11 protein-coding genes are annotated in these 15,013 nt (G+C 44.1%); 10 read left to right on the top strand and 1 reads right to left on the bottom strand.

What is annotated here, in order from left to right:
• Nucleotides 1–11 precede the first annotated feature (11 nt).
• The 9 genes from MHI15_RS04275 (at nt 12) to MHI15_RS04235 (ending at nt 10,387) form a co-directional block, all read left to right on the top strand.
• Nucleotides 12–1,730 carry an extracellular solute-binding protein gene (locus tag MHI15_RS04275; protein ID WP_038572454.1) on the top strand — a complete coding sequence of 573 codons (1,719 nt, stop codon included), beginning with the start codon at nt 12–14 and terminating at the stop codon, nt 1,728–1,730.
• Between the two features lie 234 nt (nt 1,731–1,964).
• Complete coding sequence (locus MHI15_RS04270) at nt 1,965–2,855, top strand: ABC transporter permease (RefSeq protein WP_036676126.1); 891 nt, start codon at nt 1,965–1,967, stop codon at nt 2,853–2,855.
• A 27-nt stretch (nt 2,856–2,882) separates the two neighbouring features.
• Nucleotides 2,883–3,761 (top strand): carbohydrate ABC transporter permease, encoded by an 879-nt coding sequence (locus MHI15_RS04265; protein ID WP_036676128.1) that lies wholly within the window; start codon nt 2,883–2,885, stop codon nt 3,759–3,761.
• A gap of 5 nt (nt 3,762–3,766) precedes the next feature.
• A complete protein-coding gene (locus MHI15_RS04260) occupies nt 3,767–4,810 on the top strand; it encodes a glycoside hydrolase family 53 protein (protein ID WP_076127428.1) in 1,044 nt (347 codons plus the stop codon).
• A 225-nt stretch (nt 4,811–5,035) separates the two neighbouring features.
• Nucleotides 5,036–5,692, top strand: a complete 657-nt coding sequence (locus MHI15_RS04255) for a stage V sporulation protein AA (protein ID WP_076127430.1) — start codon at nt 5,036–5,038, stop codon at nt 5,690–5,692.
• A 2-nt stretch (nt 5,693–5,694) separates the two neighbouring features.
• Complete coding sequence (locus tag MHI15_RS04250; protein WP_036676132.1) at nt 5,695–6,120, top strand: stage V sporulation protein AB; 426 nt, start codon at nt 5,695–5,697, stop codon at nt 6,118–6,120.
• A 528-nt stretch (nt 6,121–6,648) separates the two neighbouring features.
• Nucleotides 6,649–8,349 (top strand): spore germination protein, encoded by a 1,701-nt coding sequence (locus MHI15_RS04245; protein WP_076302799.1) that lies wholly within the window; start codon nt 6,649–6,651, stop codon nt 8,347–8,349.
• Between the two features lie 126 nt (nt 8,350–8,475).
• Nucleotides 8,476–9,810, top strand: coding sequence for a diaminopimelate decarboxylase (lysA, locus tag MHI15_RS04240; RefSeq protein ID WP_036676133.1), 1,335 nt, complete (start codon nt 8,476–8,478; stop codon nt 9,808–9,810).
• A gap of 145 nt (nt 9,811–9,955) precedes the next feature.
• Nucleotides 9,956–10,387, top strand: a complete 432-nt coding sequence (locus tag MHI15_RS04235) for a peptidylprolyl isomerase (RefSeq protein WP_036676135.1) — start codon at nt 9,956–9,958, stop codon at nt 10,385–10,387.
• A gap of 54 nt (nt 10,388–10,441) precedes the next feature.
• On the opposite strand, the gene MHI15_RS04230 is transcribed toward MHI15_RS04235, so the two are convergent.
• On the bottom strand, nt 10,442–11,197 hold the full coding sequence (locus MHI15_RS04230; RefSeq protein WP_076127434.1) for a YwaF family protein: 756 nt from the start codon (nt 11,195–11,197) through the stop codon (nt 10,442–10,444).
• A 243-nt stretch (nt 11,198–11,440) separates the two neighbouring features.
• Between MHI15_RS04230 and MHI15_RS04225 the strand changes: the two genes are divergently transcribed.
• A complete protein-coding gene (locus MHI15_RS04225) occupies nt 11,441–14,908 on the top strand; it encodes a collagen binding domain-containing protein (RefSeq protein ID WP_341164145.1) in 3,468 nt (1,155 codons plus the stop codon).
• The last annotated feature ends 105 nt before the right edge of the window (nt 14,909–15,013 follow it).

Genomic DNA, 15,013 nt, shown 5'->3' with positions numbered 1-15,013 from the left:
GGGGGAACAAAATGAGCGCGATGAAGAGAAAAAGATGGCTGCCGCTCCTGTGCATGAGCATGCTTTTGGCGGGTAGCCTTGCGGGCTGTTCTGGCAATAACGCTGCTAATAGTAAAGACACTGCTGGAGATAAAACAGCTGGTGAAGCGACTGCAAATACAGCTTCCAATTCTGAAAACGCCTACAAGGATAAATACGATCCTGAGGTGACATTTACAACCGCATGGGGCGTGGACCCTGAGCTTAAATTCAAAAACGGTGAAAGCATTGAGAATAACGTGGCTACAAAATGGGCTAAAGAAAAATTCGGCATCAACATTAAGTCCCTTTGGTCCATCACAGATACGAACGGCGCATTTGGTACGAAGCTGCGTTTATCCATGTCTTCAGGTCAGGACATGCCTGATGTGGTAACCATCGGTACAGCCGACAACACGATTGCACAGGATTTGATCGATTCCGGCATGTATGCAGATGTAGGAACTTTGTTTGATAAATATGCTTCAGATACTTGGAAAGAAGCGATGGCACAGGATCCTAACGTTTGGAACCAATACAGCCGTGATGGCAAAAGAATGGGCCTGCCTGTTCTCGATTATGCATATAACCATGATTACATTCTGTGGATCCGCCAAGATTGGCTGGATAAGCTGAATATGCAAGCCCCTAAGACGATCGATGAGCTGGAAAAAGTGATGGATGCGTTCAAGAATCAGAACCCTGATGGTTTGGCACCAGACAAGGTAACTCCACTTAGTATCGGCTTCAAAACAACAATGAACACTTGGATGGGCGATCCATCTTGGATCTTTGGTGCTTACGGAACCTTGCCACAGCAATGGAATCTAGATGCTGATGGTAAACTAGAATACGGCTCAGTAAATGCTGGCATGAAGCAAGGGCTTGAAAAACTGAAGGAATGGTTGGCGAAAGGTTATATTCCTCAGGAAGCAGCTCTTTGGGATGAGAACAAAACTGCCGAACCAGCAGTTGCAGGTACAGCAGGTATTCTCCCGGGTCCTTACTGGATGAGCGGCTGGCCGCTTCAGGATACCGTGAAGAACTCTCCAGATGCAGTATGGGCTCCAATTGAAATTCCAGCGGGTCCAGATGGAAAGGTTATGCGTCATGGCACACAATTCACTAACGGTGTAACTTTGATCAGCACGAAAATGAAAAATCCAGAAGCCTTCTTTACTTATCAAAACTATCTGTTCGATAACTTTGCTAATCCAACGCCAGGCAGTGAACTGGATAACGGTCTTTTTGCAGGATATGACTATGAGCTAGACGCGAACGGCAAGATGATCGAAAATGATAAAATTGCTGGCGGTTATGTGAATAGTGTTCGTTATATGCTGGTTCGTGACGGTGCCCGGATCCCGGATGCCCAAATGAAAGCACTCCTTAACCTGGCAGATGGCGCAGAGCCAACAACCCGTCTGGAGAAGGACGTAGCTGTGAATTATGGTAAAGATACCCCTGCGGCTGCCAAAGTTCTGCTGGCGCAAGAGGATAAATCCTTTAAGAATATGTTCACAGGTCCTACGACCGAAACTATGAAATCGAAGATGGACTATCTGAACAAAATTGAGAACCAAACGTTTAATGAAATTATCTATGGCAACAAACCGCTGGATGCATTTGATTCCTTTGTAGCAACCTGGAAATCAGGTGGTGGCGATCAAATCACTAAAGAAGTTAACGAATGGTATGACAGCGTAAAATAAGGTTTGGATTTAGTTTGACTAGGTAAAAAGCAGTAAACGGGACCGTCTCTTCAGCCGTAGCATTAGGCTTTAGGGAGGGTCCCTGTTTGCGTTTGAAGTCTTCTTTTTTCAATGTGATAAAGAGATTGCTTTTGTACCATATATATTGGTTTTGCCCGCTATTTGAGGAATTCGGGCGTTGCTATAATTTGAGTATGGTTACAGAAGAACTTGACACGATATGGGGGACCAAGGATGAGAACACTAAAAAAAACATGGCCTTTTCACTTGATGTTATTGCCAGCGATGATATTCCTGATCATCTTCAGCTTTATTCCAATGGGCGGAATTGTGATGGCATTTCAGGATTATAAGCCATGGCTGAAAATTTCAGGCTCGGCATGGGTTGGATTGGACAATTTCCGTTATCTATTTGAACGTAATGACAGTATGCAGGTCATTTGGAATACATTGATTATTGCTGTTCTAAAAATGATTTTCAATCTGGCTGTACCGTTTGTATTCGCCATTTTGTTAAATGAGATTCGCAAGGTATACATACAGCGTACTATTCAGACACTGGTGTACTTGCCTCACTTTTTATCTTGGGTTATTCTCGGCGGGATCTTGCTGGATTTGCTTGCTACAGATGGTTTTGTCAATCAGATCTTAGGCAGCATGGGCTTCAAACCAATCTTTTTCTTAGGCGATAACAACTGGTTCCGGTTCACAGTTATTCTCACAGATGTGTGGAAGGAATTTGGTTATAATACGATCGTTTTCTTAGCAGCTCTAGCAGGAATCAATCCATCATTATATGAAGCTGCTGAAATAGATGGCGCTAACCGCTGGAAGCAGACACGTTTTATCACAATGCCATCTCTATTGCCAATGGTTGTGGTGGTAGGTACCTTGGCTCTCGGAAATGTATTGAACGCAGGGTTTGACCAGATTTTTAACCTCTACAATCCACTGGTCTATCAGAAAGGCGATATTATTGATACCTTCGTGTACCGCACGGCTATTCTGAATGGTGAGATGGGCTTTGGTACGGCAATCGGACTGTTTAAGTCGGCCATTAGTATGATCCTAATTCTCGTCTCGTACAGTTTGGCTAAGAAGTGGGCAGGATATCGCATTTTCTAATCTACCAAAGGAAGAGGGAGACAACTTATGTATTACAAAACAAGAGGTTATCGTATATTCAACGTGTTTAATACTTGCTTTCTAATCCTGCTCGCACTGATGTGTATTGTACCTTTGATTCACGTGCTGGCTGTATCCTTTAGCGCGAAGTCGGCAGCGGATGCCAATTTGGTAGGATTATGGCCAAAGCAGTTCTCTCTGGAAGCTTATAAAAAGACAATAAACAATCCAATCTTTCTACACTCCATCTGGGTATCTGTTCAAAGAACCATACTCGGGACTGGACTTACACTTTTAATTACTTTTTTGGCAGCCTATCCGTTATCCAAAGAAAACTCAGCCTTCAAGGGCCGTAATGTTTACTCTTGGTTGTTCGTTTTCAGTATGGTGTTCAACGGTGGATTGATTCCATTTTACATTGTGATTCAAAAGATTGGTTTGATGGATTCCTTCTGGGTACTTGTTCTGCCAGGTGCGGTAAATACGTTCTTGGTGATTCTGATGCTGAACTTCTTCCGTGGTATTCCAAAAGATCTGGAGGAGGCCTCGCTAATAGACGGAGCCGGACATTTCCGTACGTTGTTCAGTATTTACTTGCCGATTTCTCTGCCGTCGATCGCTACGATTGCCTTGTTCAGCATGGTATTCCATTGGAACTCCTGGTTCGATGGACTATTGTATTTGAATAATTCCAAGCAATTTCCACTGGCGACATTCCTGCAGACGGTTATCATTCAACGGGATATGAGCTCCATGAGCATCAATCCAAAGGAAATGGAGCTGATCTCGCAGACGACGGTGAGAGCCGCGCAAATATTTATCGGAGCCGCTCCAATTTTGATCGTATATCCTTTCCTGCAAAAATATTTTGTTAAAGGGATGACACTTGGTTCTGTAAAGGAGTAGCAATGATGACAACCACATTTATCAATGGAATGGATATCTCGTTTCTGGATGAAATTGAGCAGGGTGGAGGAGTGTATTACAGCGGTGCTGAAGAGTCCGTTGAGAACGCTGAGGATTTGCTCTACATTCTGAAAGACAATGGCGTGAATGCCATCCGGCTGCGGATTTGGAATGATCCTCCGGGCGGCTTCTGCAATCTAGAACGTACGCTGATTATGGCTAAGCGAATTAAAGAAGCAGGACTTAACTTTCTGCTGGATTTTCATTATTCGGATAAATGGGCAGATCCTGCTAATCAATCGAAGCCAAAAGCTTGGGAGAACCTTGATTTTACGGGTTTAACATCAGCCGTGTATGAGTATACTCGTGAGGTTCTTGAGCTTTTGCAATCTCAAGGCACTATGCCCGACATGGTGCAGATCGGTAATGAGATTACTCCAGGCATGTTATGGAATGAAGGCAAGGTGGATGGTGAGTGGGATACTACGGAGCAGTGGGAACAGTTCATTACACTGGTTCAAGCAGGAATAGCGGGCGCAAAAGCTGTTGCTTCTGATTTGTCCATCATGATCCATATTGACCGTGGTGCTGATCATCCAGCCAGCCGTAACTTTTATGATCGGTTTTTCGAGCATGGCGTAAATTTTGATGTGATCGGATTATCTTTTTATTCTTGGTGGCACGGCACGCTGGATGACTTGCGATCTAACCTGAATGAATTGGCGGTGCGGTACAATAAGGATATTATTGTTGTTGAAACAGCTTATCCTTGGACGCTGAATGCACCTGAAGGTTTCCCCTTAATAGTAAGTGAGGAAAAGCAGCTGCATGAAGGTTATCCGGCTACAGTAGAGGGACAGACTAAGTATATGAAAGATTTTATTAGTGTAATTGAGAATATACCTAACGGTAAAGGTATCGGGTTTTATTATTGGGAGCCAGCCTGGGTTCCTTCGCAAAAGGAATGGTCCGTGGGACATGAGAATGGTTGGTCCAATCTGACCCTGTTTGATTTTGCGGGAGGGAAATTGGATTCGCTCGAATTCTGACGTATTTAGGATTGAAACAAGAAGACAGCTTAAGGTTAATTACCTTGAGCTGTCTTCTTTTTAATTTCCAGAAGAAGGGTTAGCCTTTCCTGATACCTATAAACAAGCAACATTTCAGTATTTCAAGAAATTGATTCAGAGCAGCAAGAGTAAAAATAAGGCTTTACTCCCATACTACCGTTATCTTGGACCTGAGCTTCACCATAACCTTTAGGAGGAATGCGGATGAAACAACATTCTGCTCCCACCATCTATATACAGCTTAAAAATCGGGTGATGGTTCCCAAGGGTAAAGGTGTCACGTTGGGTGATATTGCTTTTTTGATAGCGGAGCCTGAGCTGAAAGAGTCGTTGGAGACAATTCTCTTAATGAAGCCGGAGCAAAGTGACGGCAATCTGATTTTGATTGATCTGTTGATGGTTATCCCCCGGATATATGAACTTATACCGAATGCGGACATTGAACCGATCGGTGAAGGGAGGACGATTGTGCAGATTGAGAGTCAGGTGGAGAGACGGAAACCTTCGGTGGCGATGTTTGTTTTAGTGTGGCTGCTGCTTTTCTTTGGGTCTGCTCTGACGATTATGAACTTTCATGCTGATGTAAATATGCTGGAGGTACAAATTCGAATTGTGGAGATGCTAACGGGTCATCGGGATGAGCATCCCTATATATTTCAGATTGCTTATTCTCTGGGCATCGGGTTTGGGATGGTCATTTTTTTCAACCATTTATTTAAAAAGAAGTGGAATGAGGAGCCTACTCCGCTGGAAGTGGAAATGTATCTGTATCAGAAGAACATCGACCAATATGTCATCAATGAGGAATACAGCAAGATGAGGCGCCGCAGTGAAAACCAATCTGAGAATAGGGAGGACTGAAGATGACGGCACCCATAGCACTGGGACTAAATTTGCTGCTGGGCATTGCGGGTGGTATTGCTGTAGGCGGTGGAGTGATCGCTCTATTTGTTGTGCTGGATATGGTGCCGCGTCTGGCGCAATTAACCTCTTCTTACGATAAAGTTCATTGGTATGAAGGCGCGATGGTAGGTGGATCTTTAGTAGGTACTGTTAGTGATTTTTGGAATTGGAAAATTACCTCAGGTCCTCTAGTTGAACTTGGTGTAGGACTATTTGATGGAATTTTTGTCGGGATGCTCGCTGCAGCATTGACCGAGGTATTAAATGTGCTGCCGATACTCGCTAAACGCTTAAATATGACACATTATCTATTCGGTCTGTTAATGGCGATGGTGAGTGGGAAGGTCGCGGGTTCTTTGTTCGACTGGTTTGTATACCGACAGTAAACAGGGGGTTAGGAAATGAGCAAGTTTATTCACAGCGGTGATTCTGCACCGGAAGATGACCATCTGGAAGATAATGCTGCAGCTGCTGCAGCAATGAAGACAACTGCAGCGGATCTAGTTGCAGATCACACAGAACCTGAGGGCGCTTCAGCTATCGGTGAAAGTGAAGATTCAGCGGAAAATTCTACAACATCTGAAACTAGCCAGGACCAGCAGGATGCAGAGGCATCAGCTGAATTAGGTACTGAGCAGCAAGATGTGGATGCCACTGCGGAGCAGGGAACAGAGGAGCAGAATGCGGATGCCACTGCGGAGCAGGGAACAGGGCAGCAGGATGCACAAGCCACTGCAGAGCAGGGAACAGAGCAACAGGATGCACAAGCGACTGCGGAGCAGGGAACAGAGCAACAGGATGCACAAGCGACTGCGGAGCAGGGAACAGAGCAGCAGTATGCAGAAGCATCGGATGAGCTCGGCAATCAGGAGCCAAGTGAGCCGAGTAAAGGTTTTTTTGCCAGGTTATTTGGTATGGATTCAGAGGATTCAGAATCAGATGATGAGGCACAGGATCAGAATGCTCAGGCAGCAGGCGGAACAGGTAACGATGCTGGTACTGGGGAGGAGTCTCAAGCTCAACCGAAGCCTTCAAAGAAGCAGGCGCAGCAGCAGTCTCAGAACAAAAGTAAAGATAAGCTACAAAACAAACGCGATAGTGAGCATTCTAACTCATTAAAGGAATCCGTTATTTATTGGCAAGGCAATGATCATATCCCAGGTTCTCTACAAGAAACAAAAAACACGCTGACCGAAGTGATGGGGCTGGGAACAAGTTTTGATGTGACGTTTAGAGAAATGTCCTTTGGGGGACATAAGACAGCTTTACTCTGCTTAAGCGGATTCACCAACGAAGATGTGACGGATGAAATTCTGAAACGACTAACCTACCTTTCTTCAGAAAATTTGTCCGCAGGTGTATTAGGTAGCTTTATGAACGAATACATCCCTCATATTCAAGTTGAAGAGGGTAGTGTATTAAGTGAATGTTTCGATAAAGTATTAAAAGGAATGAGCGCACTATTTATTGAGGGTGAGAACAAAGTTATCCTAATGGATACTAGATCTTACCCCATGCGAAGTCCTGATGAACCCTCGATTGATCGGGTGGTGCGTGGTGCGCGCGATGGTTTTACAGAAACCCTGCTTAGTAATATTTCACTTGTAAGAAGACGGATACGTGATCCGGGGCTGAAGCTTGAAATGTTTCAAGTGGGACGGCGGACACGGACAGATGTCTGCGTGGCTTACATCGATGATATCGTTGATAAAACGCAAGTAACGTCAGTCATCGATAAAATCAACAGCATCGATATCGATGGTATTCCACTGGCGGATAAGCAATTGGAAGAAGCGATTATCGGCGGAGGGTGGAACCCTTATCCTATGGTGCGTTATTCTGAACGCCCTGACGTTGTAGCCTCCAATTTATTAGAGGGACGGGTCATATTATTCGTGGATACCTCGCCCATTGTAATTGTTCTTCCGACTACCTTTTTTGATCTTTGCCAGCATGCGGAGGAGAATCGCCAGACTCCTTTTATGGGGACATATCTGCGGTGGGTCCGTTTCATCGGCATCTTCGCTTCCATGTTCCTGCTCCCATTATGGATGCTGCTTGTTATCCATCCTGAGTTAAAGCCTGCTATGCTGGATTTTATCGGGCCGCAAAAGACAGCCAGAATTCCTATTCTCGCTCAGTTTCTGATTGTAGAGCTTGGGGTTGATTTACTGCGGATGGCCGCCGTGCATACTCCAACACCTTTAGGCTCAGCGATGGGTCTGATTGCAGCCATATTGATTGGTGATATAGCGGTGCAGAGCGGTCTGTTTGTAAACGAAGTAGTACTGTATATGGCGGTAGCCTCAATCGGTATGTTCGCGACTCCGAGTTATGAGCTGGGTCTGGCGAACCGTATAGTCAGGCTTGTGTTATTAATTTCCGTAGCGGCGTTCCAGGTACCAGGCTTTATGATTGGCACGACGTTACTGACTATCTTCTTAACCACTCATCGGTCCTATAACTCCTCATATATGTGGCCGTTTATACCCTTTAATGCAAAGGCAATGAGTGAAATTCTATTGCGTAAACCGGTCTTAAGTTCGAAGGAAAGGCCGTCTTTTAACAAAACCAGAGACAATACCAGAATGCCGCCATCTCAAGAGAATGAGTAACAATCGTAGGAAAATACAAAACTACTGCAAATTAGTCCATTCAATGGAGTTCCCACTGTCTGTTATACTGAATACACTAAGACAGGGTGGAACCTTGATATTCCACAGAAATTGGAGGACTAAAGAATGTTTCTACACGGTACTAGCCGCATTAACGATGCTGGGCATCTGGAGATCGGCGGATGTGATGTAACTGAATTGAAAGCGGAATATGGAACCCCGCTATATATATTGGACGAGCAATTGGTTAGACAACGTTGCCGGGAATATATGGATGCTTTTAAAGCCTCCGGCCTTGGTTTCCAAGTAGCTTACGCAAGCAAGGCGTTTTCAGTAATGGCAATGGTTCGTTTGGCTGATGAAGAAGGTTTGTCACTGGATGTTGTATCTGACGGCGAACTATATACAGCTTTGCAAGCTGGCTTCCCGGCAGAACGTATTCATTTTCATGGCAACAATAAGACATCTGAAGAGATCGAAATGGCGATTGATGCCAAAATCGGCTGCTTTGTAGTCGATAATCTGGTAGAGCTTAACCTTTTGCAGTCCATTGCCGCACGTAAAGAAGTTAATGTGAACATCTTATTGCGGGTGACACCAGGTGTAGAAGCGCATACTCATGAATATACCGCAACGGGCCAGACGGATTCCAAATTCGGCTTTGATATCGGTAATGGATCGGCCTATGAAGCAGTGAAAGCAGCAGTCAGCAAAAAGAATATCACGCTGCTTGGTGTGCATTCCCATATTGGTTCGCAGATCTTTGAAACCGATGGTTTCCAGCTAGCTGTTGAGCGTGTGGCAACTTTTGCCCGCAGTGTTAAAGAAGGCTTGGAAGTGGACTTCCGTGTAGTCAATCTTGGCGGAGGTTTCGGGATTCGTTATGTCGAGGGAGATACCCCATTACATGTTTCTGAATATGTTGCAGCGATTACGGATGCAGTGAAGACTCATTTTGCTGGAATTTATAGTGCTTTGCCGGAAATTTGGGTGGAGCCGGGCCGTAGTATTGTTGGAGATGCAGGTACTACATTGTACACTGTAGGATCCAACAAGGACATTCCTGGCGTGCGTAAGTACGTTGCTGTTGATGGTGGAATGACCGACAATCCACGCCCTGCTTTGTATCAGTCTAAATACGAGGCATTGCTTGCTAACCGTGCTAACGAAGACGCAACTGAGACTGTCTCCATCGCTGGTAAATGTTGCGAGAGCGGAGATATGTTGATCTGGGATGTAGAGCTGCCGAAGGCTGAAAGCGGCGATTTGTTGGCTGTAGCCTGCACAGGTGCGTATAATTACTCCATGGCCAGCAACTATAACCGTCTTCGCCGTCCGGCTTTAGTATTCGTACAGAACGGACAAAGCGATCTTGTAGTGCGTCGTGAAAGCTATACGGATCTTATTGCCAACGATATTGTACCAGAGCGTATCGCCAAACAGACAGTTGTTGCTAAGTAACAGCCTGCTGCTGTAAGGTGGGTAAAGTTGAGCAGCATATAGAGCAAGCAGGAAAGTCTCCTGCTTGCTTTGCTTTGTGCGTGGTTTCATAGTAATATAATTGAGGTATTCTAAATTTGTTAATTTTGAAAGGGGTCATTTACATATGGCAAAGCAAGCGAAAATCACTCTAGAAAATGGCGGCGTAGTGCTGCTGGACTTGTTCGATCAAGATGCACCTAACACTGTAGCCAACTTTGAAAAGCTGGCAAAAGAAGGTTTCTACAACGGATTGACATTCCACCGTGTTATCCCTGGTTTCGTTGCTCAAGGCGGATGTCCTAACGGAACTGGCTCTGGCGGCCCAGGTTACACAATCAACTGCGAAATTAACCCAAACAAACATGAACGCGGAACACTTGCTATGGCACATGCAGGTAAGAACACAGGCGGAAGCCAGTTCTACATCTGCTACGCTCCACAACCACACTTGGATGGAGTACACACTGTGTTTGGTAAAGTAGTAGAAGGCATGGATCTTGTTGATGCTTTCAAAGGACGCGACAAAATGACTTCGGTAGAAATCATCGAAGCTTAAGATTTAATAGTTAAAAGCCAGTCTCCGAATATCGGGGCTGGCTTTTTTGTGTTGTTAAAGAATCCGCCTAACCTGTCTACGCCGTGAATTGCGCCGCTCTGGCAGCCAGAAGAATATCAAATACATAGCTAGAAACACAGTGAAGGCAAACAGCTCTTCAACAAGCAGGTAATAAGGATAAGGTCCAAAATAATCCAATACGGAATAGGTACTAGGTTTCTGGGATAGGAACATGTAGTTTGAGCCTAGGAAGTAATTAGCAGTCCAGATGCAGGCAGCCACAATATTGAGGCCGAGCATGGTGATGAGTAAAGATCTCCAAGTCGGCTTGTAGCCCTCAATCCAGGTCATGTAAAGAGACGCGAGAATAATAGAACCATGAGCTATAAAAAACAGGAGAAAGCGGAAATGAGGGAACGGATAAACTAGGTTAGGGGTGAGCAACGCAATAAATGCTCCGCCGATCCCGGCAAAGTAGAGAAAGGAATAAAGGGTTCGACTGCGTGAAATTAACATGATAATAGACAGCAGTAGAGTGATTCCACAGAGCTCGAACGGTAATGAGGAGCTGGAGCGCCAGATGTTCTGAGAGATGTACCACATTTGCAGCCCGGCTTCTGAGACTACAAGTAGTATGATTAGCAGCAAACGCACGCTTTGCCGAAGTCTTGAATCTGTACGAATTTCAAACCGTAAGCCATAGAGCAGTAGACAACTTAACGTAATGATAGACAGCGCAACCCAATGCGAAGATGAGAACATGATGAAATCCTCCGCGTGCTGGCGATCAAAAAAAGATGAAAGCTGCATAGACGAACCTCCTTTGAACGTGAAAACATCCATCAAAAATAAAGTTTGAGAATTTTAATAATCTTGATTCTAGATATCCATAAAATGGGTATATATGTATATGTTCTGTCAACTCCACCACATAAGGAAGACTTTTCATTATATTAACATAAGATGGGGCGTAGGGCGCGGAATTACATATGAAGCTTTTGAACATGCAGGGGTGGAAAACAATTAGAACAAGAAAATGGAGGCAACAGGAACATGTTTAAGAAAAAAATAAGTGTAATGGTCATTATTTTGATGCTTGTGGCCCAATATGCCTATGGCATGGGATTTGCTCCGCAAGTAAAAGCGGCTGCGATTGATGACGAAAGAAATATCATCACCAGTGTTTCAATGGCTGTGTACGGGCCAGATGGAATCACGGTCACGAACAGCGTATACGAACGAGATGCTAATGTTACCTTGGATTATAATTGGTCTCTTCCTAAAAATCATAATTACAAGCAAGGTGACACTTTTACTTTTCAGCTTCCAGAACAGTTCCAGTTATTTAATGATTTTAACGGACCGTTGGTCTCTGAGGATGGAGATGTAGGGAGCTTTGAAGTCAGGCAAATTTCACATGAAGTGATAATGACTTTTAATGACTACATAGAAACGCATGATGACGTGCAGGGAACGCTGCGGTTAAATACTAAATTCGATAAACAGCAAATCTCGGGCAGTACTATACAGAATATTTTATTTCCCGTGAGCGGCGGTATTCAGACAGTGACAGTAAATTTTAAACCAAGTGTTGGATCGACTATAGAGAAGAGAGGTATTGCCGAAGGTTTCAATGCGAACCAAATATTATGGACTGTTGATGTCAATAAGTCTTTGGAAGCCGTGGGGAATGCCATTGTGACGGACCCCATCCCTTCAGACTTATCATTAAATACTCCAGTCACAGTGAGCGTGTATCAACTGAGCATTCAATTGGATGGTTCAGTAACGGAAGGAGCATTGCTCGACACAAGCAAATACTCTGCAGAGCTCTCCGGAGGGTCATTGATTGTCCGTTTTACGGAACCTGTGATTAAAGAGGCTTACCGTATTGTATATTCCACAGGGATTACTAATGACCATCAGCTAAGCTTCACCAATACTGCAACTTTTTCAGGAGATGGGCAAGAGCCCGCCAGCTCGACTGCCACAGTGAATGTAGAACGTGGAGGAAGCTTGAAAAAGTATTCTACGAGCTATGATGGGGGCAAACAGATCATTTCCTGGGCAATTGAATATAACTACAATGAAAAGAATATCCCGCAAGGAAACGCTGTGTTAACAGATTTGTTCGATGATTCTCAAGAGCTGGTAACCGATTCGCTAAAAGTATATGCTGTGCAGCTGGATTCTTCCGGTGGTGCAACGTTAGGCAAGGTTTTGACAAAGGATGTTGACTACACGGTTGTTTCCACGTCAGACGTTCATAAGTCTGGATTTGTATTGCAATTTGCACACGATGTTACTTCACCATATCGAATCGAATATAAGACAAAAGCGATAAAACGCGTGTTTGAGGATGCCACCATAACTAATACAGTATCTGATAGTACGTATAGTGATCAGGCTACCCGATTAATCCGGTCTTCCATTCTTTATAAGACTTTATCAACCGTAGATTATCAGAATAAAACATTGGGTTGGAAGGTCACATTGAATAGTGATAATTACCCGATGAGCCATGTTACAGTTACCGAATCCTTCCCATTTGGCGGCCTAAAGTTTATTCCAGAATCACTGGTGATTAGAAATCTGAATGGGAATGTTTTAAATCCAAATAACTATGATCTAGTGTACAACTCACCTGTCGAGCCTAATAAAGGCTTCAAGGTAGTGTTTAATTCACCGATATCTGGTCTTTATACGATTAGCTATTCTACAGAATTTAACAAGGATTGGATTTGGGCTAAAACTGAAAATTTCAATAACAAAGTTCGGTTAGACTGGATGGACACTACTGAAGCCTTACGCACGATAGAAGCAGAAGGGTTATTCATTCCTAGACCTGAGGCGAAAAGCAATGGATTTAAAGGGGGAGCCTACGATGCTTCAACTAAAAAAATTATTTGGACGATAGGCGCCAATTATAACGGCAAAACCCTCGAAGCTCCGGCGCTTGTTGATATTTTAAAATCAGGCCAGACCTTGGTTCCGGGTTCACTAAAAGTTTACACTATGAATATTGCAAAGAATGGTGAGCCTACCAAGGGTACAGAAGTGAATCCTAATAAATATAGCTATAGCGTAAATAGCGATAATGAATTAAACGTTATTTTTACAGATAAGATTAACTCCGCTTTCTACATTGAATTTAATACAAGTCTTGAAGGGCAAATAATAGGCACTACTGTTGATAATAAAGCTAATCTCTATGATGGAGCAAAAGTGGTTTCCAAAGATTTGACCGCCTCCGTAAAAATTCCTTTTGGAGAGGATTATGTGCTGAAGGACGGTACACAAAACGGGGATAAAATTGACTGGAGCCTGCAAATTAACCGGGGGCAGTCCACAATAAAGGATGCATTAATCAAAGATACTCCTAGTGCTAATCAAATTTTGCTGCAGAATTCATTCCATCTGTATCCTACGGCTGTAGCTGTGAACGGAGATATCACGAAAAGCGGTCCTGAACTGATTCAGGGTATTGATTATAGCGTTGTTATCACAACGGATGCCGATGGAAAACAATCCTTTGAGTTAAGCTTTGCCTATGAAATCAGCAGGGCTTACATTCTCGAATATCAATCCCTGATTGTGGCTAACACTGGAGACAAAGTAATAAATACTGTACATTTCAGTGGTTTTAACGGCAGCGAAATAAGTAAAGAAACCTCTAAAGAAATTATTGTCGGGGTCTCCAGCGGTTCTGGCACAGGCAGCGGGGGAAGAGGCACTCTCAATATTAAGAAGCTAGATGCTGAAGATAACATAAAGGCGCTTGGTGATGCGACTTTTGCATTGTATCGACTAAATGGCACGGAACGTGTACTGATTAACAGTCTAACTACAGATGCAGAGGGTACAGCTACATTTAATAAAATATGGCTGGGTAGCTATGTATTGGTGGAGACAGCAGCTCCAAATGGTTACGTGCTCGATACATCCGAGCATCCAGTGGAGATTCGTTCCTCGTCAGCGATTCAACTGGTGATTACGAATCAAAAAGCAGTGGAGCCCACGCCTACGGTAACGCCAGAACCAACCGATGCTCCAACAACAACACCAGAACCAACCGTAACACCTGTACCATCAACAACGCCAGCACCGACGGTTTCTCCATCACCAGAAGCGACTGCTGCACCTACACCCATCCCTACAAGCAGCACATCTGGAGGTTCGGTGGTACCCACGTCTACAAGCTCGCCCGTACCCGAAGTAATTATTAATGATCCAGCTGTTCCTGCTGGTCCTGGAAATGCGGCCGATCTAGGATCCGCGACATCAACCGATGAGGGAACTCCTGAGCAAGAGATTACCGAAGAAGAAATTCCATTAGGAGAAGTTGATATCGACGATGAAGAAGTACCAAAAGGTACAGTGAACAATAGCACTTCGGGTGCTCCTCAGCTGCCGAAGACAGGTGAGAACAGTCCTTTGCCTCTGTATCTGTCGGGAATAGGGTTGATAACCATAGGATTTGTTATGAACCGAGTATTTAGACGTAGAGGTAAAACAGAGTGATCGAGATTAGTGTGATTTGAGATTTTTATGCAAAAGCACCCAGCATGATAAATGCCGGGTGCTTTTGTGCTTTTTTTTTGGAAATTTTATGGCTGATTCTTAAGT

The organism is Paenibacillus sp. FSL H7-0918 (assembly GCF_038007025.1).
Lineage (GTDB): Bacteria > Bacillota > Bacilli > Paenibacillales > Paenibacillaceae > Paenibacillus_AQ > Paenibacillus_AQ odorifer.
Note: the sequence above shows the minus strand (reverse complement) of the source record. Positions and strands in the feature narration are given on the sequence as shown.